Origin of the sequence: Paenibacillus sp. FSL R5-0341 (assembly GCF_037975235.1) — a bacterium.
Lineage (GTDB): Bacteria > Bacillota > Bacilli > Paenibacillales > Paenibacillaceae > Paenibacillus > Paenibacillus amylolyticus_A.
Genome location: NZ_CP150241.1, coordinates 1,116,809 through 1,140,830, shown reverse-complemented (window position 1 = coordinate 1,140,830; position 24,022 = coordinate 1,116,809). Strand labels below are relative to the sequence as shown.

The 24,022-nt window shown below is 47.3% G+C and carries 21 protein-coding genes; 3 read left to right on the top strand and 18 right to left on the bottom strand.

Annotation, left to right across the window (positions count from 1 at the left end):
- Positions 1 to 251: 251 nt before the first annotated feature.
- From MKX75_RS05045 to MKX75_RS04960, 18 genes are all read right to left on the bottom strand, one after another.
- Entirely contained in the window at positions 252 to 1,301 is a 1,050-nt protein-coding gene (locus MKX75_RS05045; RefSeq protein ID WP_062837428.1) for an ATP-grasp domain-containing protein, read from the bottom strand.
- Positions 1,302 to 2,150: a hydrolase gene (locus MKX75_RS05040; RefSeq protein ID WP_339170341.1), complete on the bottom strand. Its 849-nt coding sequence runs from the start codon at positions 2,148 to 2,150 to the stop codon at positions 1,302 to 1,304.
- Positions 2,150 to 3,301 (bottom strand): cysteine protease StiP family protein, encoded by a 1,152-nt coding sequence (locus tag MKX75_RS05035; protein ID WP_339168688.1) that lies wholly within the window; start codon positions 3,299 to 3,301, stop codon positions 2,150 to 2,152. The genes MKX75_RS05040 and MKX75_RS05035 overlap by 1 nt, the downstream gene beginning before the upstream one ends.
- A complete protein-coding gene (locus MKX75_RS05030; RefSeq protein WP_339168687.1) occupies positions 3,298 to 4,731 on the bottom strand; it encodes a phosphoribosyltransferase family protein in 1,434 nt (477 codons plus the stop codon). The genes MKX75_RS05035 and MKX75_RS05030 overlap by 4 nt, the downstream gene beginning before the upstream one ends.
- Entirely contained in the window at positions 4,661 to 5,863 is a 1,203-nt protein-coding gene (locus MKX75_RS05025; RefSeq protein ID WP_076332961.1) for an HpcH/HpaI aldolase/citrate lyase family protein, read from the bottom strand. The genes MKX75_RS05030 and MKX75_RS05025 overlap by 71 nt, the downstream gene beginning before the upstream one ends.
- Before the next feature lie 207 nt (positions 5,864 to 6,070).
- Positions 6,071 to 7,330: a TerD family protein gene (locus tag MKX75_RS05020; protein WP_339168686.1), complete on the bottom strand. Its 1,260-nt coding sequence runs from the start codon at positions 7,328 to 7,330 to the stop codon at positions 6,071 to 6,073.
- Positions 7,331 to 7,355: 25 nt separating this feature from the next.
- Positions 7,356 to 7,937, bottom strand: a complete 582-nt coding sequence (locus MKX75_RS05015; protein ID WP_036606267.1) for a TerD family protein — start codon at positions 7,935 to 7,937, stop codon at positions 7,356 to 7,358.
- Between the two features lie 94 nt (positions 7,938 to 8,031).
- Positions 8,032 to 8,607 carry a TerD family protein gene (locus MKX75_RS05010; protein ID WP_062837432.1) on the bottom strand — a complete coding sequence of 192 codons (576 nt, stop codon included), beginning with the start codon at positions 8,605 to 8,607 and terminating at the stop codon, positions 8,032 to 8,034.
- Positions 8,608 to 8,697: 90 nt separating this feature from the next.
- A complete protein-coding gene (locus MKX75_RS05005; protein WP_062837433.1) occupies positions 8,698 to 9,291 on the bottom strand; it encodes a TerD family protein in 594 nt (197 codons plus the stop codon).
- Positions 9,292 to 9,332: 41 nt separating this feature from the next.
- Positions 9,333 to 9,779: a tellurite resistance TerB family protein gene (locus MKX75_RS05000; protein WP_062837434.1), complete on the bottom strand. Its 447-nt coding sequence runs from the start codon at positions 9,777 to 9,779 to the stop codon at positions 9,333 to 9,335.
- Between the two features lie 342 nt (positions 9,780 to 10,121).
- Entirely contained in the window at positions 10,122 to 11,777 is a 1,656-nt protein-coding gene (locus MKX75_RS04995) for an extracellular solute-binding protein (protein ID WP_083679639.1), read from the bottom strand.
- Between the two features lie 43 nt (positions 11,778 to 11,820).
- Complete coding sequence (locus MKX75_RS04990; RefSeq protein WP_076332963.1) at positions 11,821 to 12,690, bottom strand: carbohydrate ABC transporter permease; 870 nt, start codon at positions 12,688 to 12,690, stop codon at positions 11,821 to 11,823.
- Between the two features lie 14 nt (positions 12,691 to 12,704).
- The gene (locus tag MKX75_RS04985; RefSeq protein ID WP_047844113.1) at positions 12,705 to 13,622 is read right to left on the bottom strand and encodes an ABC transporter permease subunit; all 918 of its coding nucleotides are present in this window, start codon (positions 13,620 to 13,622) and stop codon (positions 12,705 to 12,707) included.
- Between the two features lie 271 nt (positions 13,623 to 13,893).
- The gene (locus MKX75_RS04980; protein WP_076332964.1) at positions 13,894 to 14,958 is read right to left on the bottom strand and encodes a response regulator; all 1,065 of its coding nucleotides are present in this window, start codon (positions 14,956 to 14,958) and stop codon (positions 13,894 to 13,896) included.
- Positions 14,955 to 16,730 (bottom strand): histidine kinase, encoded by a 1,776-nt coding sequence (locus MKX75_RS04975; protein WP_175623775.1) that lies wholly within the window; start codon positions 16,728 to 16,730, stop codon positions 14,955 to 14,957. Before MKX75_RS04975 ends, MKX75_RS04980 begins: the two co-directional genes overlap by 4 nt.
- A 227-nt stretch (positions 16,731 to 16,957) precedes the next feature.
- On the bottom strand, positions 16,958 to 17,848 hold the full coding sequence (locus tag MKX75_RS04970) for a hypothetical protein (protein ID WP_339168683.1): 891 nt from the start codon (positions 17,846 to 17,848) through the stop codon (positions 16,958 to 16,960).
- A 264-nt stretch (positions 17,849 to 18,112) separates the two neighbouring features.
- Positions 18,113 to 18,844 (bottom strand): nuclease-related domain-containing protein, encoded by a 732-nt coding sequence (locus tag MKX75_RS04965; RefSeq protein WP_076332966.1) that lies wholly within the window; start codon positions 18,842 to 18,844, stop codon positions 18,113 to 18,115.
- Positions 18,845 to 19,119: 275 nt separating this feature from the next.
- Positions 19,120 to 20,013: an NAD(P)-dependent oxidoreductase gene (locus MKX75_RS04960; protein ID WP_082763001.1), complete on the bottom strand. Its 894-nt coding sequence runs from the start codon at positions 20,011 to 20,013 to the stop codon at positions 19,120 to 19,122.
- A gap of 195 nt (positions 20,014 to 20,208) precedes the next feature.
- Here MKX75_RS04960 and MKX75_RS04955 point away from each other — a divergent pair, with 195 nt between their 5' ends.
- The 3 genes from MKX75_RS04955 to MKX75_RS04945 are packed head-to-tail and all read left to right on the top strand — an operon-like array spanning position 20,209 to position 23,964.
- Positions 20,209 to 21,330, top strand: coding sequence for an endospore germination permease (locus MKX75_RS04955; RefSeq protein WP_339168681.1), 1,122 nt, complete (start codon positions 20,209 to 20,211; stop codon positions 21,328 to 21,330).
- A complete protein-coding gene (locus MKX75_RS04950; protein ID WP_339168679.1) occupies positions 21,302 to 22,804 on the top strand; it encodes a spore germination protein in 1,503 nt (500 codons plus the stop codon). Before MKX75_RS04955 ends, MKX75_RS04950 begins: the two co-directional genes overlap by 29 nt.
- Positions 22,801 to 23,964 (top strand): Ger(x)C family spore germination protein, encoded by a 1,164-nt coding sequence (locus MKX75_RS04945; protein WP_145146237.1) that lies wholly within the window; start codon positions 22,801 to 22,803, stop codon positions 23,962 to 23,964. The genes MKX75_RS04950 and MKX75_RS04945 overlap by 4 nt, the downstream gene beginning before the upstream one ends.
- Positions 23,965 to 24,022: the final 58 nt, after the last annotated feature.

The window sequence follows — 24,022 nt, the reverse complement described above, 5'->3', positions numbered from 1 at the left end:
CTTAACAACACATACAGTGCATATTCAAAAAGTCTGATTTTCAGTACCGAGAAGATGGAATGAAGATAGAAATGGAGTAGCGGAGCGTATGAAAACTACGTGAGCAACGGACATTTCGGCTGAATTTCAACTTCGATGCTGATGATGCCGTAAGGCATTATTCGTAATCAAAAGTAGACTTTTTGAATAACCTCTCATCCGTATTGTAAAAAAACCATCCAGAAGGTGTCAATGTTGAGGAAAATTCTCAGCTAGACGTGGTGTACTCCGCTTACCTTCTGAACGTCGATTATAAATGGCTGTTCGATATGACTTCCCAGTATGCCAAACTTCGGATGAAGTGGTCCAATATCATGGCCAAGTGCAGACTTGACCGCCAGATAAGGGAAGTTCACGCCCGACAGACAAGACATATGCAATCCACCCGACATTCGCGGATTGATCTCAAGCAGCTTCGGTGTATCCTTGCGATACTTCATCTGTATATTAAAATTATAAGGAATCCGATATACTTCTGCTACATTGCGGGCAATCGCCAGCAATTCTTCGTTTTCTTCGAGTAAACGCAGACGTCCTCTTTCTTTTCTACGCGGGATCGCCGTTATGAGTTTCCCATTACGGTCTGAAAGACAATCAATGCTGTATTCATATCCTTCCAGTACCTCCATCACCATGACGTTGGGAAAGGACGGAGCAGAAGAGAACGCGCGCAGGGCATCTTCATATGAAATCGAGTTCAGCGCATATCCAAACAACTCCTGCAACGGATCACGTTCATTGTTGATCACCCGGAATCCCATGCCGCCCTCACCATTGCATGGTTTGAAGCATACATCATGTCCACGTGCACGCAACGCCTCATAAGCTTGCTGGAATTGTGCAGCATTACTGACCGTGAAATAATCCGGAATCTCCATAATGCCCTTCTCACGAACTGATTCATAGAAGCGGTCTTTCTCCATCAATTGTTCCAGCAATTCCGTATCCGAGCATACGATAACCCGTGTACCAATCTCTTCAAACAGGGAGATATGTCTGCTGATGTCCAGCATGTTCCAACGTGGAATAAAGACATCAATCTGATGACGACGGCAAAAGTCGAGGCAAAAATCAACATACTCCCGGCCCGTTACTCGTGGTTCAACTTCCGCAACATCACAGCCCTGTAATGCCATATGTCCCGGATCAGGATGAGTACCGTAGATCTCAAATTCCATGCCATCCTCATTGTCCCGAATTGCATTCATATAATGATACGTTACAGAGAACCAACGGTTGAAGTAAATCTTCATTTTTTTCATTTATACGGTCTCCCTTATCACGGCATGGTCTATCTGGATCTGTTGATCGTTATGAATACGGTGGACGTAATCGAGAATCTCATCCGCTGCAAAAGCACCGAATTGTTCCGTGAATTGATACGGTACTTGCTCAGGTACACGCTGTCTCTCCACATGCAACTCTCCGTGAGATGGAGCAATGGCATGCTGCGCAAAGTCCAGCAAACAGCGATCCAGCAAGGAATCGCCTGAAGCAATCACAGGCACTTCGCCGATACGTTGCCTAATATGCTCCACTGCAGCTCGTTTGTTCACGGCCGAAGGCACCAGATAGAGCTTCCGACCCTGAATTGAACTCTCCCATCCCAGTGTCTCTAACACCCGAATCTTGTCCGCAATGCGTTCCGTTGGAAGCTTGTCACGTTCAATCAGCAGCGCATAGAACAGCTCATCACACAATCGCTGGTTAATCACCCACTCCGGGCTCAGTACATCGTCGAATAAATCCAGGATCTCTTCGGGAGTAGCTGCCTGTTGACGAAGCAAAGAACGGATGTGCAGATTCCATTCATCGTCCACCTCACCGTCGACAATGATGTTGCCACCATTACTCGTCACCGCATATTTCGGGATACATTCGGTCTGAAAAATATGAATGCGCCGGTACTGCTCCACGGTACGTGTCGTCACAGGCATAAATACAATGTCTTGTGGCAAAGACTGCAACCGCTCCAGTGCATATGCTGACATAAACGCGGACAACTTGCCGTTAATCCACTCTGCGGGAACTAGTCCCGGTGTATCTTCGGGAATACGGAGCGCACGACGGGAGTACACCAGCGTCTGGTCCAGATCACTTGCGTAGATCATCATTCTCCTCCACCTCCCAGGGATTGAATAATGCCGCAACAGGAATAGGTTAGTCCCGGATATACCTCAACCGGCACATTTCTGTCTCTGGCGAGCATCATAATATGTTGTAAATCTGGATTGTCCAGTCGATCCACAAGAATTTTCCAGGGGACCCGGCGCAACAGTACTCGGGTTGTTTCTCCGATTCCAGGTTTGATCAGATTGATGTTCGCAATGCCAAAGGATTGCTGGATGGACTCGATATCCTGCCAGCCCTTCCAGGTGATTTCCGAAGTACCTGTAGCATTGTCCTCCGTTCGAATCTCCGCTAGGTCCATCATTTGCGGAAAATGCTGAGCGATGGTATCCACGTATTGGGTCGACACATCCGCAGAGGACCATTCACGATACCATTTGGCTCCGTGAAAATCTGCCGGCCCAATCAGATCATTCCGAAGTACTGTACGGCTCACGAGTCCTGAGACGGTGGAATTCAGACAAGCACTAGGAATAAGATAATCTTCCCTTGTCCCAAAAGTTCCTGAACATTGCCCCGGATCGGCCAATACGGCAAGATCATCGTCCATTCTTACGCCATAAGTCTGTTCTATTCGGTCACAGGACTGTTTCAGCACTTTGCGAATAGCCCCTTTGCCTGTCCAACCATCTACAAACTGAATAGCTGTTTCCAGACCATGCTGCTGTAAAATATATAAAATTGCGTTCTCGTCCATACCCTTGCCACGAATAATTGAAATGCTATAATGCGGAATCGTCACCTTGTATTTCAATTCAATATAACGCTTGATCAGAATACCCACAGGCGTTCCAGCTCGCGCCAGAGATACCAGAACAAGATCCAGTCCTCTGCGCTCCACAATCTTCTCAGCCACAATGGCGGTATGACGTGCGATTCTTGCGGCGGATTGTTCCAGCGTCTGGTGAAACAGTTCGATGTATTCTGCTGTAGGCTGATATTCCACGGGCAGCATCTCCGAATAATGAACCCCGGATTGGATTGCCTGCTCCCGTTCACCCGTTCCCTTTTCCAGATCCACATGACTGATATCCTTCAATAGGAAAACAACGTCCGATGCAGCATAGCTGCCCATCGGTTCGGGAGACTGAATCTCACGTTGTCTGATTAGCTCCAGTGTAGTTAAGTTCATTGCTTGTTGTCCCCTGTCTTCTCTGGCAAGCCGCAATATACGATATGAATATGTGCGCATCCCAACTGCCCCAGTACCTTCAACATCGGTTCCATTCTTTCTTCGGACATCTGTCTCTCCAGCAGCACAAAAATTTCGTCATATTGTCCGGGGGCAATGTTATAGATAAAGTTACGAACGGAAGCATCTTCTGGCGAGGCATATCCGGCACCACTACGAACCGCATATGCTGGAGCTGGATGTGTATGGATTGGACTACGGGTAGTGGATTGATACAACACACCTTCTCCCATCTCAGCCGCAATACGCATCGGAATGTACATGAACTCCCCTGTTCCCATCACCAACGTCCGATCTCCTGTACGCTGCGATCGAAGTCGTTCTGCAATCCGGCTAATCTCCTCACGCAATACGCCATTATGTCGCGATTGCATACCAAATCTGCCCGTATGCTGAACGTAGCTCGCTGTGCTGCGTTTGCCTTCACCATCCTCCGAAGTGGCATGCAGCTGTTCAAAGTCATCGGCAACGGTAGTTGTCTTAAGCGTTACGACATGTTGGGACAGCGGTTCGGCTTGCTGTGTTGGTTCCAACTGTGGAGTACCCACCACTTCAATGCGGCCCTTCAACAGGCTCAACGGTGTAATGGTAATCCCCAACTCAGCTTCCAACTCGGCAAAACGAAGCTCGTCCGCTTCCGTACGCCAGTCTAACAGTGAAGCTATCACATATTGCTTCCGAGGATAGCTAGCCTGAATATCCCGAATGATATTCAACGTCGTTTTACCCGTCGTAATCTCGTCGTCCACCAGAACAATCGGACCCTCTCCTGCAAAGGCTTCACGATCCAACGCATAACAACGATGAGCCATCGCGTGGGAGTGTTCTTCTTCAAATTGAATATCCGGATGCATCGCTGGAACATATTCGCGAGTGGTGTGAATGTAGGAAGCATGATCAGCAAACATCTCGTACATGCTGTGGCCCAGCGCTGTAGCTGTCTCGGCAAAACCAACAAAACGAATCGTTTCCGGCAAACTCAAGCTTTCTTGCAACAGCATGTTGTACACTTGCCGGGCTTGCTTGGGATCAATTAACCCCTCGACCATTCCCCGTTTCCACTTGGCTACTTGAGCGTTTGTCTCTTCCATCTTTTCTGTCAGGTGCTCATACAGCAGAACAGCCAATGCCGCGCCGCTCAGAAGTGAGGTATACGGGTTAACCGGAATATGCTTGCCCAGCAGCTTGCTGACAAACAGAAATGAACGTTTCTTATTGATTCGTGCAGCCATGGAAAATAGGGATTCCAGTGGCAGTTCCAGCGGGTTATGTGTGACCTCAACGTGCAGACTGAATTGATCAAGAATTGGGAACGTAGTTGTGTTGTTGTTCGTGCTTGGGCAAGAGCCCGACAAAATGCTGCTGTTCATGTAACACCCCATATATTTGTGATCGGATTAGAATTCGATTTGCCCAGCTCAAGTGTGGTTTAATCTCATTCATTTTGTTATAGTAATTACTTTTGAACACACCCAGGCTACCGTCATTACGGGCTATGATATCTTGGGCATCGGAATATTCCTCATGCGTAACAACGTACATCGCTTGTACGGGCTTAATATGAGAAGGATGAATGATCGTTTTGCCTACAATTCCATTTTCCTTGTCCATCATGACTTCACGCATCAATCCATCCATTGTATTCGTAATATATTTCATTCTCAGATGCAGCCCTGATTTGCCAAGGGTTTCTTCGAATGGGGTCTGTCTTAATTGAGGTTTGAACACGCGCTCACGCTGACTGAAATATTCCCAGACAGGACCCGAGATCACATACGGCTTGTCCATCCGTCCGAACAGATTGATAATATCCGAGATGCAGTCACGGATCGTGGCGATATCGTATATAGTCAATTCCGGGCTTCGACGTAGTCCAAACAAGCTAGAGAAATCGGTCGCACCAATGCGTACATTAAGCACATATTCATCATTCTCATCGAGGATGTTTCGAAGGTCCAGCAAAGTCTCCCAACGTGTCTCCCGATAGATTATCGAAGCAGTCTCCAAGATGGGCATGCCATAGAGAACAGGATAATGATCCGGTTTCAGTTGATTATACTTGCGGATCTGGTCGAAATAAGCCCTGCCATTCCCCACACAAAACTTGGGCAAAGCCAAGCCTGTCAGCATGGATACCAGTTCTCCCAACGTATCAATCAGACGTTCCAACTGTTGTGGTGAGCGTACACGAGCAAATAGAAGAGGCATTCGATCCTGACTGAGCATGCCTGTCTCCATATAAGTCATCAGTTGAGTCAGATGCTGTACAAGACACTGTTCAGCAAACTCCACTTGGTCGTCACCAACAGCGTCCTCCAGATCAATAATAATAGTCGTTAGACCTTCATGCTTACCATTCATAATGTCGTCCGCGATATGAGTGCGCGTCGCGGGCATATATAAAGCAGCCCCAACAGCATATGCCAGTAAATCTTTGGAAGTCCGGTGATTGAACGAGACGGGTGAAGAGAAAAATAACGTATCTTCTTCTTCCAGACTCAAAAAATTGAAATATTTCAGGATTGTCTCCTCCTCGCACCTTTGGCAATAGCCAATCTGCATGAATTGATTCCAGCTGTCGGGGCATAAAAACCAATCCCTCCTTAATCTGGAGGGATTGATGGTCTATTATCGAGGATAACGTTGGTCAACAGTATCCTTACAATGGTGCTGACCGATACAGCATTTATATTGAATAATTACGAATGATTATTTTCTTCCTGCAACCCACTGCATTCCCCAGTCATGAGCCTCGTCCAACGCCTGATGCCCATTATAGAACTGCACGATTCGTTCAATGCTGAATGTCTCATTGTTCACATTGCGTAACATCGCAATGCCACACATGCCGAGCGGACTCCCGTATTCATTCATTCGGACAATGATATCGGGACCGTCCTTCTGCTGAATGGTTACCACACCGTCTACTTGAGACCAGTTGGCCACACCACCATAAATATAGGTAAATACCAGAATGCGCTCAATTTCCGAGATGCGGGCACCATTAATCCGTAGATTCTCTCCCGTCTTAACCGATCCCGTCCGGTCATCCCCATCCAGCGCAATGTAAGGGAAACGGTTCAGTGAGCCAAACGTTTGTCCCAAAGCCTGAATCACGTCCCGTGTACCATCCTTCATCTCGAACAGGCAACCCAAGTCCAGATCCACACTCTTGCTACGACCAAATAATCCTTTGCTACCCTGTTGATTCCAGTTGAGGTTAATCAGGATTTCACCAAGTCCCCCCGCATTTTTCTTGAGGTTAATGGTGTCGCCCTTCTTCTTCAATTCAATTTTGCTGAAATTGATCGAATTCACAGGAGAAGGCGTTGGCTCGGATACGGGTACCGGGGGCGGTAGTGGAGTCGGTGCAGCTGTCGGAGGAACGGTTGAAGTCGTTGGCGCAGGGTCTGATCCACCATCCACATCCACACCAAAGTTAGCGCAGAGTGCATTCAATCCGCCTGCAAAACCCGACCCTATTGCATTGAACTTCCATTCTCCGTTATGGCGATACAATTCACCGATGACAATCGCGGTCTCCACTGTAAAACCGCTTCCCAGATCGTATCTCATCACTTCCTGACCTGTAGCTGCATTGGCAAACCGTAGAAAACCATGCTGAACCTTTCCAAAATGATGGCGTCGTGCTTCACCGTCATGAATCGTCAGGCTGAAGGCGATTTTCTCAATTCGAGCAGGAATTTTGTCAAGATCAATGGCGAACTGTTTCTTCTCGCCACCAACCTGCCCGCCATCCTTATACGTGATGAACGAGGTAGAGGGCTGGTTATAAAAGATAAAATCCTCATCTCCAGCCACTTTATTGTCTGAACCCAGAAGGAATGCTGATGTGTCCAGCTCCACACCCGATGCTGCTTCCCAACCAATGCCTACGGTTAGACGGGACAAGCCCGGATTGGTTTTGGTCAGGTCACTCTTCTGGCCTTTCACGACAGAAATCGCCATAGCAGATTCACCTTTCTATGCCAAGTTATTGTGCATCCAGTCCGTAATTTTTGCATAAAGCAGATAGTCCACCTGTGAAGCCGCTGCCTACCGCCTGGAATTTCCAGTCCGCACCTGCACGGTAAAACTCACAGAACACCACAGCTGTTTCGGTAGAGTAGTCTTCTCCGAGGTCGAACCGAAGCACTTCCCGATCGCTTGCAGCATCCACAACACGAACGAAAGCGTTGGAGACTTGTCCAAAATTCTGCCCTCGTCCATCTCCATCATAGATGGTTACGGTAATACCGATCCGGTGAATGTGCGCAGGGATTTTGCTGAAATCCACGACAACTTGCTCATCATCGCCGTCACCCTCACCCGTACGATTGTCACCGGTATGTGTCACTGAACCCGCACCACCGCTTGGATTGTTGTAAAAAACAAAGTCATCCGTACCTTTGGCTTTTCCATCTTCGTACAGCAAAAAAGCCGAAGCGTCCAGGTCAAAATCGACTCCACCACTATATTTGTTCGTATCCCAACCCAAACCAACCACCACACGGGTAAGACCCGGATTCGTCTTAGTCAGGTCAATACGTTGTCCTTTGGCAAGACTGATTGTCATTTGTTTTTCCACCCTTCCAAAGATATGTGATTAAATGAAAAGGAGAACCGTCCAGGAGACGGTTCTTCCCATCCTGTAAGTCGTTCTGTACGTCCTATTGCAAACCGTAATCGCGTGTCAATCCAACCAATCCATCCTGGTAACCACTACCGATGGCACTGAACTTCCACTCGCCGTTATGACGATACAATTCACCAACAACTACACCTGTTTCAATGGAGAAATCTTCTCCCAAGTCGAAACGAATCAGTTCTTCACTGTTTGCTTCGTTGACGATTCGCACATAAGCACGGGAGACTTGTCCGAAGTTCTGGCTACGTTCTGTAGCTTCGTAGATTGTAATGGAGAAAGCAATTTTCTCTACATTTGCGGGTACGTTAGGCAGGTCGATATTGATCTGCTCATCATCACCATCGCCATCTCCTGTACGGTTGTCACCGGTGTGAACAACAGAACCATTTTCATTTTGTGGATTGTTGAAGAAGATGAAGTTTTTCTCGCCTTCTACTTTACCGTTTGCATTGGCACAGAATACCGATACATCCAGGTCAAAGTCTTTTCCGCCATCATACTTATTGGTATCCCAGCCCAAGCCTACTGTGATTTTTGTCAAACCTGGGTTCGTTTTAGTCAGATCGATTTTTTGACCTTTAGAGAGATTAATTGCCATCGTATGATCATCCTCGCTTATTTAAATGTATTGTAGTTATCGTGACATATGAATATCAGGATTATTGTCGATTTAGGTTAAATCTTGTACTTATGAGTACCTGCGAGCGAGTTCGTTGATATGTACCGCATGGGAACCCTCTCCAATTGCCGAGAATTTCCATTCGCCTCCATGACGATACAATTCACCACAGATCAACGCTGTTGAACCTGTGTAATTATCGGATAGGTTGAACTTCACCAATTCACTGGAATTCTTACCATCCAGAATACGAATATAAGCCTTCTCAATCATGCCAAAATCTTGCTTGCGATTGACACAATCGTAGATATTAACAACGATTAATACTTTATGAACATCAGCAGGAATACGGGACAGATCCATTTTGATCTGTTCGTCGTCACCGTCTCCCTGTCCTGTTAAATTGTCACCTGAATGGATAACCGAACGACATGCACTTTGCTTGTTGTGGAAGCAAACCAGGTTGGAGTCCTTCACCAACTTGCCTTCCTCATTCAACATGATCGCCGATGCATCACAATCGATATCCGCTTGTTTCTTTCTTCCGAAGAACCCTTTGGCAGTTACCGGGTCCCAACCGAGACCAGCAATCACCTCAGTAAGTCCTGCATTGCCTTTGGTTAAATCAATTTTCTGTCCTTTGACCAAATTAATGCTTGCCACTGATTTTCACCTCCCTTCACATGTAAAATATCTACCCAAACTTAGAGATTGAATTCTCCCGGGTTCAGTCCAAGTACATTGCAGATCTCGGCAACCACTCTTTTCTCCTGATCGTCAAAGTTGCCGTCAGCTGAACCAATCGCACTGCATACGCCCACAATAACGCGGCCTACATCCGGCTTGGATTTGAATTTCCCAATGGCTTTCAGCGCTTCCTGCTTCCCGATCTCCGGAGAGAACTCAAAGTTCGCCACGTAGTGATTGAAGCGTGTAATCACTTCGCCCATGTCGAATACTTTCAATTCCTGACTCAGTTTAATATAACCGGCCATCTTGTTCTTCTCGGCTTCGTCAATGGAACCATCCGCGAAAGCAACCAGTGCACAGCCTGCAACTACGGCGTCCATAAAATCTTTATTTTTAAACTTTTTGACTTGCTCTTCAAGTCCTTGTTTTGTTGAATTTAACCAGCTTTTAAATGAACTCATACTCAACCTCCAATAGTTTCAAACATGGTGTTCTTTACTTTTTTCATGGTTTTCAGTAATTTTCATCCCTACATCATGATTGAATATAAGTTAAATTATTCCTTAACTATACTCTGAAATACGGCAATATTCTACATTAAAAAACAATTAATACCTTATGATACGCATCGTTCTGGATATAGTTTCAAGCGAGATGCGAGAACTTTCTATTCACTTCATTTTTCAGGCAAATATTCCCCTATTTGAAGCCCAAACATAAAAAGGCTCTGATCAGGAGATCAGAGCGCTTATTTCTACCAACACCAAAATTATAAATCTTATGAATGATTCGAATCCTTGAATTCACTCTGCTTTTTCAAAATCAGCCTGTTGTTGTTCATAGATTTCATAGAAGTCGTCCCAGACTAGTACATTATCCTTTTCCTTGCTCCACCAGTCTTTATACCATGCTTCAATCTCCGGTCCACCGCCTTGCTCCCACTTCTGCTGTGCTTCCGTTGCTGCCTGTTCGACCGTATATTTGCTTCCGCCAATGATGGAACGGGTAAAAATATCGTTGATCGCTGTTGTCACATTGGTCAACTTCACCTGAAGCTCCTTGGGTAGCTGCGGCATATGTTCTGAATGGGTAACACCCTCTCCTACCGGAAGATCCGTCATGTATACCTCACGCGCTTCCTTGAATAGTCGAAGTCCTTCCTTCTGCGACGGGATCTCTTCGCTGAACAGCATTTCTGTATACCCGCATTTGCCTTCCTCCAGACGGCTGTACAACATGGCGTAATCGCCTGCCCAGCTGATCTCCTGCTTGTATTTCTCCTGATCAGAGATGCGCGGACAGCCTTGATCGTTCAGCGTGTAATGCGTGTTTTCAAATCCATTTTTGAAGGTTCGCCCTGACTCTGTTTTGGTAAGAAAATCGATATATTGCATAACTGCTTCCGGATTTTTGGCTCGCGCATTCACAGCTGCAGTCATCTGAACGGGGTTATTCCACACCATCGTGTGCTGTCCTACGGACGTGGTTGGCAGAGCGATGACCTTTAATTTGGCCTCAGGAACATTCTGCATCAGTGTATCCAGTTCCTTCGCTGCAAACCCGGTATAATCCGAAGTCATGGCCGCGTACATACCGATTTTGCCATTCAGGAAATCCTGCTTCGCCTTGGCCCCGTCCTTGTCGGTCAATAAGTCCTTATCGACCACACCTGCTTCATATAATGCACGTTTGAATGCCGTGGCTTCTTTCATGTTGTTGGGACCAACTACCATCTCTCCGTCCTCCACATTCACCCAGTTGGCGTTGTACATATAGCGAAACAGACCCGCTGTATCGCCGAACTGAAATCCACCGATGCCATATGTATCATTAGCTCCGTTTCCATCGGGATCATTCTCCGTGAAGGCCTTGGCTACCGCCAACATCTCTTCCTCATTGGTCGGTACCTCCAGATTCAACTTTTCCAGCCAATCTTCCCGTATGAAAAAGCTCGTTAGTGGAAACACCTCGTTCATACGTCCCACTTCATAGAGCTTACCATCGCTTTTGATACCGGCCTTCTTGAGCTGGGGATATTTCTCCATCAAGGCTTTGTATTCCACACTCGAGTTCTCGATCAACTCATCCAACGGCATCAGCTGTTTCTGATTAAACAGTGTGTTACGGATCGGCGTACCGAATTCAAAAATGATATCCGGTGCACTGCCAGAAGCGAATAATACGTTAAGTTTGGACTGGGATTCCCAGCGGGGAACTGCTGTATATTTTACATTAGCCGGGCCATTCTCGTTAATCCACTTGGACCACATATTATCTTCGATCGTACCCATGCCGCTTGGGACCGCGCCACGATCATAGATCGTTGACGTGATGTTCCCCCTGTTGCCTTCGCCTTCCGCCTGTTCGCTACCGTTACCTCCTGTACATCCCGCCAGCAAACCACCGATCAAGCCCAGAACGAGACCCGACTTCATCCATGCCTTCATCGTTAACGCCATAGATAAGACCCTCTTTCTCTCCTGTAATATGAACCCATGCGGGTTAACCTTTAATTGATCCAAGCATGACCCCTTTAACAAAGTACTTCTGCAAGAACGGATACACTGCCAAAATGGGTATGACCATCACAATGACAGCTGCTGCCCGGATGCCTTCCGGGGTCAGATTCGATATCATCGTTGGATCGGTAAAATCCTGTACATTCAGATTGGACATAATCATATTTTGGACAAGCACGGTCATGTTGTATTTGGACGTATCATTGATATAAATCATCACACTCATGAACGAATTCCAGTAACCCACGCCGTAAAAGAGAGCAATAGTCGCCAGCAAAGGTTTGGATAATGGCAACACGATTCGGAACAAAAGCCCCAGTTCACCACAACCATCGATGCGCGCAGCCTCGTCCACTTCCCCCGGCAGATTTTCAAAATAAGATCGCATAATCAGCATGTTGTACGTGCTCACCAGGCCCGGTAGCCAAAGCGCGCCGTAACTGTTCACAAGACCGAGATTTTGCACGACCAAATAAGTCGGGATGAGTCCACCGTTAAAAATCATCGTGAACACCATCGCCATCGTAAAGAAGCGCCGGTGATAAAAATGTCTACGTGACAGCGGATATGCCGCCATAATCGTCACCGCCATGCTGAGCCCTGTACCGATCAATGTGATCTCCACACTGTTCCAGAATGCATTCAGAATCGGCGTTCCCGTAATTAGGCTGTGATAGGAGAACCATGTGAAATCGACGGGCCATAACCCCACTTGACCTGAAACAACCGCTCTCGCATCACTAAATGACAAGGCAACAGTGTTCAGTAAGGGCAGGATACAGCTGACGGCAACCAATGACAACAATACATAATTGATTAGATAAAAGACTTTTTCTCCTTTGGTTTTTCTCATGCTGTTCTCCCTCCCTACCACAAACCTTCGTTAAATCGCCGCGCGATATAATTTGCACTGAAAATGAGGATAAATGCAACCAGTGATTCGAACAATCCCATCGCCGTTGTCAGGCTGAACTGTGCTCCCTGAAGACCGGTGCGGTAGATATAGGTACTGATTACATCCGCTATCTCATTGACATTGGAATTCTGAAGCATATACACCTGGTCGAATCCGACCTCCATCACCCGCCCCATCGACAGAATAAGCAGGAGAATAATGGTGGAGCGTATACCCGGAAGGGTGACATGCCAGATCTGGCGCATTTTGCTGGCCCCATCCATCTGTGCAGCCTCGTATTGGCTCGGATCAATGGTCGTTAGTGCCGCGAGAAAAATGATGGCATTGAAGCCCATATCCTTCCAGATCCCTGAGCCAACAAACACCGCTACCCAGGAGCCCTTGTTGTACATGAACGGATAAGGTGCTCCCGTCCAGGCCTCGACCCAGCGGTTGACAATCCCATTTTCCAAAGAGAACACCGTCATGATCATCATCGCAATGATGACCCAGGAAAAGAAGTGTGGCATATAGACCACCGTCTGCACCGTTCGCTTAAAGGCCATATTTCGCACTTCATTCAGCATAATGGCCAGAATGATCGGAATAGGAAACCCGATAATGATACTTAACAGACTGAGGAACAAGGTGTTACGAATAATCTCCACCGTGCGCGGATCACTGAACAGCGTCTGAAAATGCTGAAAGCCCACCCATGGACTGTTCCACAGCCCATCATAAAAGTTGTAGTCCTTGAAGGCCATGACCAGCCCTCCGATGGGTGCATAACGAAAGGTAAGGTAGAACATAATCACCGGAACAAACATCAAGATTAACGGTATATTCATCTTGAATCGTCGAAGCCGCTGCTGCCGAATCCGATGCTTCATTTCACTATCCGGCGGTTGTAATCCAGACGGCGGACCTGCGGTCAGTTCCCCCTTCACATCCATCACTCCTCTCTGCTGTTGATGTACTATAGTTGTATTTTAGATAAAAATGTAAGCGTAAACATTTGTTATTTAACGATCCTTTTATAATTTTCTACGCAAAAATAACCCCACATGGTGGGGTTGACCTTGGAAACGAACAGATATTAAGAGAAGGCTTCTCTTTAATTGTGACCCTGCAGCAGTTCAAGAGGGATTGCTACCGGGCACTTCACTTGGCTACTTGCTTGCGATATTCGCGGGGCGATACCCCCGTCATCTGTTTGAATACGGTTGTAAAATAACTGGAGTTATCGAACCCGGTCAGTTCCGCGATATCTGCCATACTCTGCCGAGTGCTATGCAGCAGCAGCTTCGCCTTATCAATTCGGCGCTTGCTGACATATTGGCTAAAGCCTTGTCCTGTCTCTTTTTTGAACAAATGGCTCAAGTAGTTGGGTGTCACATGAACATGGGCAGCCACGGCCTGCAACGTGCATGTGCTGGAATAGTTCATTTCAATATACTGTATAACTCGTGTAACGACATGATCCTGCTGTTCCTGAGTTAGCCGCATCAGCATATCCACCCACTCTTCGCTCTTGCAACGGGCCCAAGCGATGACTTCAGGTATGGTATGAATCCAGAGCAGTGGATCTGGGGCAGTTGAGTCCATACCACCGGATTCCTGAGGCTGAAGCTGTTGTACCAGTAAGTCCATCATGACCTTCATAAGCATATGAATCTCCGCTTTGCCTTGTGACAAGCTCATCCCGGACGCTTCTTCTAGCAACATCTCGATCCGATTCATTATCGCTCCAAATTGATGGTGGAGCAGCAACGAAGTCAGTTCCTCTCGCAGTCTCTCGGTACGGTCCACTTGGCTGTATTGTTCCCTGATCCGAATGTCGGACTGTTTTCGGCGATATCGTTCATGTGCCTTTTGTAACACCTGACATGCTTCATCAAGCGAGAACGGCTTTAACAAAAATTCAATTGCCCCATACCGGATGGCACGCTGTGCATATTCGAACTCACGATATCCTGTCAAAATGATAATCATAATGTCCAGTCCACTCTCGTGTATGCGTTCGGCCATATCTAGACCATCCATCACAGGCATGTTGATGTCCGTAATGATCAGATCAGGTGTGCAGCTGTGTACAGCCTGTATCGCTTCTTCTCCATCGGCCGCTTCCCCAACGACCTCCCACCCGAGGGGGTTATTACGAACCAGATGAATCAGACCCTGACGAAATAATGCTTCATCATCCACTACGAGCATACGTCCATTCAACAGAACCTACTCCTCTCAGTCACCTGAATTTCCCGGCATGAGTCCTCACCGATCTGATAAGGCAAACGAAGACGTACTAGCGTTCCCTCTCCCACAGTCGACTCGATATGTACACCGTAGGGTTCACCGTGTATCAACTCAATTCTTCGAAGTACACTCCGCATGCCAATGTGCTGACGTTCCTCATCTGCATGTGCCACTGGCGTCATAATGCGTTCAATGACCGATGCATGCATGCCGCAGCCGTTATCTGAAATTTCAATGATGAGCAGATCCGGCTCTCCTTCATGCCCGTTTTGCCGCGAGCCACGAATCTCCAGATGGCGGTTGCTCCTTTTGTCCGAGAAGGCATGAACAAAAACATTCTCCACGATGGGCTGAAGCAACAGTCGGATCACCTGACAGCGAAGCAATTCAGCAGAAACGGCAATTTCAATTGACAAGGCTTCCTGATACCGGGCCTGCTGAATCTGCAGGTAATGATCAATTTGCTTCATCTCATCCTGCACGGTCGTCAGTTGCTGCACGGGTTCCAGCGTATACTGCAGCATCTCGGACAAGGCAGTGACCAGGCGAGCCGATTTCTCATCACCAAGCATATAGAACTTCCAGAAAAACATGCTCAAGGTGTTATACAGAAAATGGGGATTCAGCTGGGCCTGAATAGCTTTGAGTTCAGCTTCTTTTTCACTGAGTTCCCGCTCGTACACTTCATGTATAAGCGTATCAATCCGGGAAGCCATTGCATTAAATCGTTCACCGATGAAACCGAGCTCATCCCGTGTCTCGATCCGTACCCGTGTATCGAACTGTCCATCACGCACTCTTTTCATCGCGTTGACTAGACTCGCAAGTGGACGCAACAGTCTGCCGCTAATTACGGTAATGATGAACCAGGAGCATAATATGCTGGCTACGGCAGAGAACACAGCAACTTTTACAATGATCTTTCCCTTGTTCTGAATCTGAGTGAGTGAGACCTTGCTGACCAGGGTGAAGCCCGCTTTGTCTGACGTTTGCTTCGTATACAATTGGGGTGTTCCCTGCTCGTCCCTGATCTCAGTCGCCCCTAGGCTTAGCTCGGTAAGTGGTGGTGGATCCGCATCCTGATTATGAAATGCATAAAGAAGCTCAGCATCTGCGTCAAACAAGTAGACAGCAACTTCCTCGTTCAGTCGCAGATCTTTGAGATACGATTCGAACAACGAGGTGTTAAACAGTATTAGCATTACGCCATAGGTCTCCAGATCAACAGACCGCATTAATCGTCCCGCCAGAATCCAATTGGATTGTTCCTCCTGCAAGAAGGCATCCGGCCCCAAACGATTCCAACCATATTCGCCGCCCGTTCCTTCCAGTCTATGAACCATCTCTGCCAGATAGGAAGGATCCATCTGTTGAAATGAGCCAGCAAAGGCGCCGAGATTAAATATGTTTTCCTTCAGGTCATATATGCGGAGCCCCATGATCTCCGGTGCATCCAGCCTTACCTGATACAACTGATCATCCAGTTCATCTTCCAGCTTCATCTGATCGTAGGACGAGATGCCAGAGGTCTGTGCTTTGATGGCATTTTTTACGGAGGGATTCAGTGTGATATAATCGGTGACTTTATACATGTCGTGTACCCTGGAATCCAGACGTGCAAGAATCTGCTCTGCGGTAAGACTATACTGGCGACTGACCTCTTCATTGAACAGGTCGATATGAATGCGATAGGTGATCAATCCTGTGATTCCGGAGATTAAGACCGTTGCGGTAGATAAAAACAAGATTAGCTTTGTTTTAAATTTAAAGCGTTTACAAAAGTTCATCCACCACATATTTCACACACCTCACCTATATTCCGTACATGTCTTACTCCTAAAAACATATCATACACCTATTGGAAAAAACCAGAAAAACCCTGACCCCGCTTCAATCGGTAGTCAGAGTTTGAAGGCATGTGATCCAGACATGTTACCGGGATGATCCAGATTAACTCTGGATCACGGCATTTTTATTCCCCGTAAATCTCTTTGATCCGTTCTTCCTCATTCGTAGACAAAAGAACATTAAGCAATCCCATCGCATTGTTGGCATCGGTTCTTGTCGTCTTATACATCTCGGCAAACGCCGCTTCATCCTGCTCCGGGTCCATCGCAGCAAGTTTGCCCCACGACGTGCGTGCTTTGTCGTATAGCGTACTCAACGTGATGTCACGCGGATGCTGTGCAACAGGTGCCATGGATTCAAATTCCGCTGTGACCCTGAAGAAATCCTTGGAATCCTGGAACGATGTACTGTTATAATCCTTATTTTTCATCGCATCTTCGGTGATCAGCAGACCTTCACGGGCGATAAACAGCGTTTTCACCATGGCACGCTCCAGATTGGTTGCTTCTTCCCAAGTTATATAAGATTCGTCAGGTGCTTGCACGGTTGTGAAAAAAGGAAAGGCATCATCAATCAACCGCTGCGAATCAGAATGAATCGGCACCCCTGCATTCATGTCCACAACGGCATCACTATAGTTGGCAACATTAATATTTTTGGAACCTTCCTCACTCACCCGACGCACCGGATGATCATTCAGAGGGATACGGATATAACCAAGCTTATCCGCATACTGCTGCTTTAACTCGTCCAGTGTAGAGTCCTTTCCAATCTTGCCTTCGTCAGTTGAAGAAGACTCTTCTGTAGCTGAACCTGTCTGCTCACTACCGTTCGAACCGGTTGCTGCGGTTTCTGTTACAGCAGCATTCGAGCTACTGCTCTCTGACGAAACAACTTCTGTACCGGAAGCAGACTCCGGCGATGACGTCTCTTTCGCTCCGCCACCACAAGCTGTCAGAATCGCTGCCAAACCAAGCATAACTGTGAACGTCTTTATCTTATAATTCCATTTCATCGTATAATCTTCCCCTTATCGTATGTATATTCCTGAGAACCATTAACCTCTGCTCCAAGACTTGAACACTCACTTACAAAAATATCCTTTCGGATAACATGCGCGATTCACAATTAAACATGGTCTACATTGTATCACAAGTCAAAAATGGGGTGTATACGACGATATACCTGTGTCTAAAGCCTTTTACTATTCCTGTATTAACTACCACCGCAACACAAAAACACTGCCGCCCTTAAGGACAACAGTGTTCGTAAAGCGTGATTATTTAATGCCTTTAGCTTTCTCCATGTGTTCTGACCGAATCTGAGGATCCGTGGAATTGACAGATGAGAGCAGAGCGTAGATCGCTTGAATATCCTTCTCTTGAAATACAGTCTCGGGAACTTCAGTCTCAAGTCGTTCCGTCTTCCGCTGAATGGTCTCTACCAATTCATGATCGTAGATGATCAGTTCATCCGAATTCACATATCTCACAGCAGGATCAACACTGATGCGGCATCGGTTGGTGAAGGTTACCATAGAGACGAGACGTACTCTTTTGTAGTCTCCAAGGTGTGCATGGATGGCTTCCACATGTGCACGATGCTGCATGAGTGGATTGTACATTTTGACCCGGCTACTGCTGACCGACCAATTGGCCTCTCTTCGTCCGCCGCGGATCTCACCTGTCGTCAAATTCCGGGTTTCGATCACAAAGATTGCCCGAGGGCCGATCACAACATGATCAACCTGCGAATAACCGGAGCGTGACTTCGGATTGGTAACGAGTAAGTCGTTCAGCACTTTATATTCACTTGGAAGACCAATCAGCTGATCTGCTGTGCTGGGCTCCTCCGGCTGGCGTGTCCAATCCCCTTCCGCCTTTTTCTTGCGCTTACTGCGGACCATACGCGGAGGAATGGTTGTCGTCGATGGTAACGCTGAAGCGGAGGCTGTAATCTGGTTCGCAAGCTCTGGCTGTGTCTTGAACAGAGACAGGATCTTCTTGAACATGGGCAAGCTCCGTTCTATTGTAGTGTGGGTTACGGGTGACCATTACAGGAGGAATAACATCCTTTGACACATTCATTATGTAAACTTCTATTACTTATGTCGGATAAAGAGGGGGAAAAATAAAGGGAAAACGATCAAAATGTCTCCAATACGCAAAGTACATATGAACATTTAACCAATTCCGTGACTTTAGACGCATAAACAAGCCGCAAAATTAAAAAAACAGCGCAACCTTTCCTGAATAGAAAAAGAATACGCTGCTGTTCTCTTGGTTGTTAAGCCTGAAGATAATAGGTGTAGAGCACCTGTGTACCCTTCTCTTCCAGACCATTATTCGCTATTTCCTGATACAGGGATTCGGCCAGCGCCAGCCCAGGCGTTTTCATGCCCATCGCTTTTGCAGACTCCAGTGCAATTCCCATGTCTTTGATAAAATGTTTCACATAGAATCCAGGCTCATAGTCGCCTGCGATCATGCGCGGGCCGAGATTGCTGAGTGACCAGCTTCCGGCTGCACCGGTAGCAATGCTCTTCAGCACGGTCTCCGCGTCCAGACCAGACGTCTTGGCATAAGCGAGTGCTTCGCATACGCCCATCATACCAGAGGCAATGGCAATCTGGTTGCACATTTTGGTATGCTGCCCGGCTCCCGCCTTGCCTTGCAGCACTATGTTGCTCCCCATCTGCTCAAACAGTGGACGTACGGCTTCAAAGGCCTCCGAACTACCCCCAACCATAATGGACAGCTTCGCGTTCTGCGCTCCGATATCACCGCCCGACACAGGCGCGTCCAGTGCATGCAGTCCTTTGGCTTCCGCAGCTTCAAAGATTCGTGCAGCCAGTAACGGACTTGAGGTCGTCATATCAATGAGATATGAACCCGGTTTGGCATTGGCTACGAGACCATCCTCACCGAGATAAATCTCCTCCACATCCTTCGGATACCCCACCATCGTGATGATGACATCACACGCGGCAGCCAGTTTGCCTGGTGTGTCATGCCATACGGCACCTTCTTTTACCAACGCTTCTGCTTTGGCAGCAGTTCGCGTGTAGACATGTAGCGGATATCCCGCTTGCTGGATGTGCCCAGCCATGCTTTTACCCATCACGCCTGTACCAATAAAGCCAACTTTCGTCTCTCCAGGTGCCTTCGTCGTATTTGTCATCGCAGGTTTCCTCCCTATTTCTCTATACTTCGCTCAGAAGTTTTCTTCGACATTGCTATATCTGTATGTTAAAGCTTTCTGGCTGGCTCGTCCATCTCGTTTGCCGCTTTCTGTGAAAAAATATGAAAAAGGAATCAACTTCCTGTATGCTGTACAACCTAACGGAAACTTCCTTCATTGGAAAGGAGGATTCGCATGAGTCGTGAAAAAGGTCAAATCACCATTTGGTTGTCCTTTTCCATCATTTTATTAAGTGCCGGACTGGTCTGCCATGTCTTGTCCATCCCAGCAATTCTCGAAGCTGCGGGCAGAGATGGATGGTTATCTGTTGTCGCAGCCGCTCCCTTGTTCATGTTGTTTCTATGTATGATGTACATCATTATTCGACGGGTACGTGGACAGCGATTAACAGATTGGATCACGCGAGAATTCGGAGCCATTCCTTCCTGGATCTTCCGGATCTCCGCTTCCATCTTGCTGTTCACGCTTGGCACGCATACGTTATATGAGACAACCAACTGGACAGTCTCCACGTATCTTCAATTCACACCTCCTTATGTTCTGGCCGGTGGCGGAGCGCTGGTTGCTGCCTGGGCGGCGGCCAAGGGCATACGATCCATCGCGATGACTTCCAGTCTGTTGCTGCCCTTTGTGATACTGCTTGGTTACTTTGTGATGTCCGCCAATATGAAATACAAAGACTACAGCCTATTGTTTCCGATTATGGAGAACGGCATGGGTCCCGTGTGGCGGGGCATGATTTATTCCCTTGCCGGGCTTATGGAAATCTGGATTCTCATGCTGTTCCAACATGAAGTCAAAGGCAAAATTCGTTGGTGGTATGTTCTGATCCTAGGTATTTTCATGCTCAGTATGGCAATCGGTCCCACGATCGGAGCCATTGTGGAATTCGGTCCTGAAGAAGCAGCGAAGCAACGGAACAGTCCCTATGAGCAATGGAAACTTGTGAATATCGGAAAGCTGCTGCAACACGTTGATTTTTTGTCCATCTATCAGTGGCTTAGTGGTTCCTTTGCAAGGGTTGCTATATCCATGTATCTCATTGTGGATCTGCTGAATTTCCGCCGACCGAAGAAACGATATATCGCCATTCTTACCATTACCGTCATTATGAGCTTCATGGCGATGCAATGGTGGCGCATTGATTACGTCGACTATTATGTGGACCATATTCAGTTCCCGGTCATGCTCGCTTATGTCTCCGCCGTTACGGTGATATTAACGATTGCTGCATTAATCCATAAAAAAGACAAGGAGGCTCCCGATCATGCCGATCTCAACCCAGCCCAAAAATAATCGTGAAGTTGAACCGTTCCGAATGAACGAGCATAACTTGAATACCTTTTTTGCCGGATCTGACGATGTTATCATCAATAGTCATATGATCGGAGAACCTCCGATGCAACTCATTATGACCTATTGCAGCGGTATGGTGGACAGTGAAGCGATCTACGATATTATTCTCCCGGAACTCAAACGAACATATGAAAATACACACTTTATCCGTACATCCGACATTGAAAAGTGCATCAGTCTGGATTGGACACGAATGGATCTGCAAGATCCGGCATTTGGAACTGAACTGATGTCTCTCCGTGTTTTTGAAGGCCAAATGTTGATCTGTATTCCTTCCCTGCAAACCATGTGGAGTATTGATATATCTAATATCCCTACTCGAACACCGGAGGAATCGACCACCGAAGTTTCGATCCGCGGGGCAAGAGACGGGTTCATTGAACCCCTTGCCGTCAATGTTGCCCTGATACGTACACGTCTGCGTACGAACCAGCTGGCCTGTAATATCGAACTGATCGGTACACGTTCTGCAACCAAGGTGGCATTGATGTATATCAAGAATATCGCCAATCCGGAGCTGATCGAAGACGTCCAGGATCGGTTGCGCAAGATTGAGACCGAACGCATCTTGACCGCCAATGAACTGGAAGAGTTGCTGTCGCCTTCGAAGATTACTTTATTTCCCGTCACCCATTATACGGGTAGGCCTGACTTTGCTGCGGAATGTCTCCTGAACGGACGTTTTATCCTCATTGTCGACGGCAATCCCAGCGCCATTATTGGGCCGGTCAATCTGTTTCTTTTGCTCAAATCCCCGGAGGATGCCAGCTTTCCCTTCTTACCTGTGAACGTAGGACGGATGCTGCGCTTTCTTGGTCTGATGATCACCGTGTTCCTGCCTGGCTTTTATATTGCGCTGACCTCATTTCATATGGACCAGATCCCCTTCCCTCTGGTTGCAACAATATCCGTTGGACGGATGGGGTTGCCGATGGAATCGGGAGTGGAGATGTTTCTCATTATGCTACTGATGGAGTTGTTCCGAGAGGCGGGGGTACGTTTGCCTAGTGCCATCGGCCAGACACTGACTGTCGTCGGAGGTCTGATTATCGGGGATTCCGCCATCCGGGCCGGTATGGTCTCCCCACTCATGATCGTTATTATCGCAGTCACGGTCGTAGCTGGAGCAACGATTGTAAACCAGGTCATGACCAGCTCTGTGCTGATCCTGCGCTTCCTCTGTTTTGTCCTGGGGGCTTCCCTTGGCATCTATGGGTTCATCCTGTCGTTAATTCTGTTCCTCATCTACCTGACCGATCTCAAGTCGTTTGGCATTCCGTATCTCACGCCGTTAACGCCACTTCATTTCAAACAAGCGATAGCTTCATTATTCAAACTGCCCAAAGGGTTGGGTAAACGCAGACCCGTCTATCTGGAGACCCAAGAACCGCGCAAGAAAGGAAACGGACGATGAAACACTTGTTACAGCGATGTTTGCTGAGTCTGTTAAGCCTATCGATGTGCGTGATGACGAGTGGATGCTGGAGTGCATTTGAAATCCAACAGGTAGACTACGCCAAAGCCTTTGGGATTGATTATAAGGACGGCATGTATCATCTGTATGTGCAAACGCTGGATTTTGCCAGTGTTGCCAAAAGTGAAAGTTCGACCAAAAGTGCAGATACCCCACCTGTGTGGGTCGGCCATGCCGAAGGGAAAACCATGAGCCTTGCGCTCAACGAGTTGTTCCGTACGGCTCAATTGCATATGGCCTGGGGGCATGTGACCGCCATCGTTATGGCAGAAGGTGTGCTCACCAGTAAACATATCAAAGAAGTGTTCGACATGCTGGGACGGTTTCCAGAATCTCGTTATACAACCTGGGTATATGGAACACGAGAGCCTCTGGAAAAAATCCTGAGTGCAACGTCCATCTACAATATGTCGCCACTGGATAGCATTCTTCATAACCCGCTGCCCACTTATATGGAAGAATCGTTGTACCCGCCCGTCCTCAGCTTCAAGCTCATTGCAACGCATAATGATCCGGCTACCACCACGTATCTGCCGAGTATTGCATTGAACAATACTCAATGGTCTGAAAACCAAAAGAAACATGATCTGTTTCTGGTCGAGGGGGCCTTTTTTGAAAGGACGGGGGTTAACTTCGAATTCCTGCCACGCAGTCAGCTTCCCGGTTATCACTGGCTAATCAAGGACATGCGGCGTGCTCCCCTACTTGTCCAGAAGGACGGAACGATCTATGGGGCACTCAGTGTAGGATTGCCGAAGATCAAAATTAAGCCTGTCATTCAAGGTGAAGAGGTCAAGTTCAACATTGATGCCCAATACCTAACCGCGTTGTACGAATATCTGGTGCCCACCTCTTATGAAGAGATGATCCAGATCAGTGAAGTGAAGTTGCGGGAACAGATCATGCAGACCTACCGTCACGGCCTTGAGCGTGGGGTGGATATTTACGGTCTTCAGGAGAAGCTGTATCGCAAAAATCCGAAACTCTGGCGTAAGTTATCCAACAATGGGAGTAAGATGATGCTTACGGAAGATTCGATCCAGGATCTCAAGATCCATCTTACTATCCCGTATACAGGGAAATATAAACGCAAAGTATAGCAAGAACGCGAAACACCCCTTTGCCCGTATGAAACGACGGATAAGGGGTGTTTGTGTA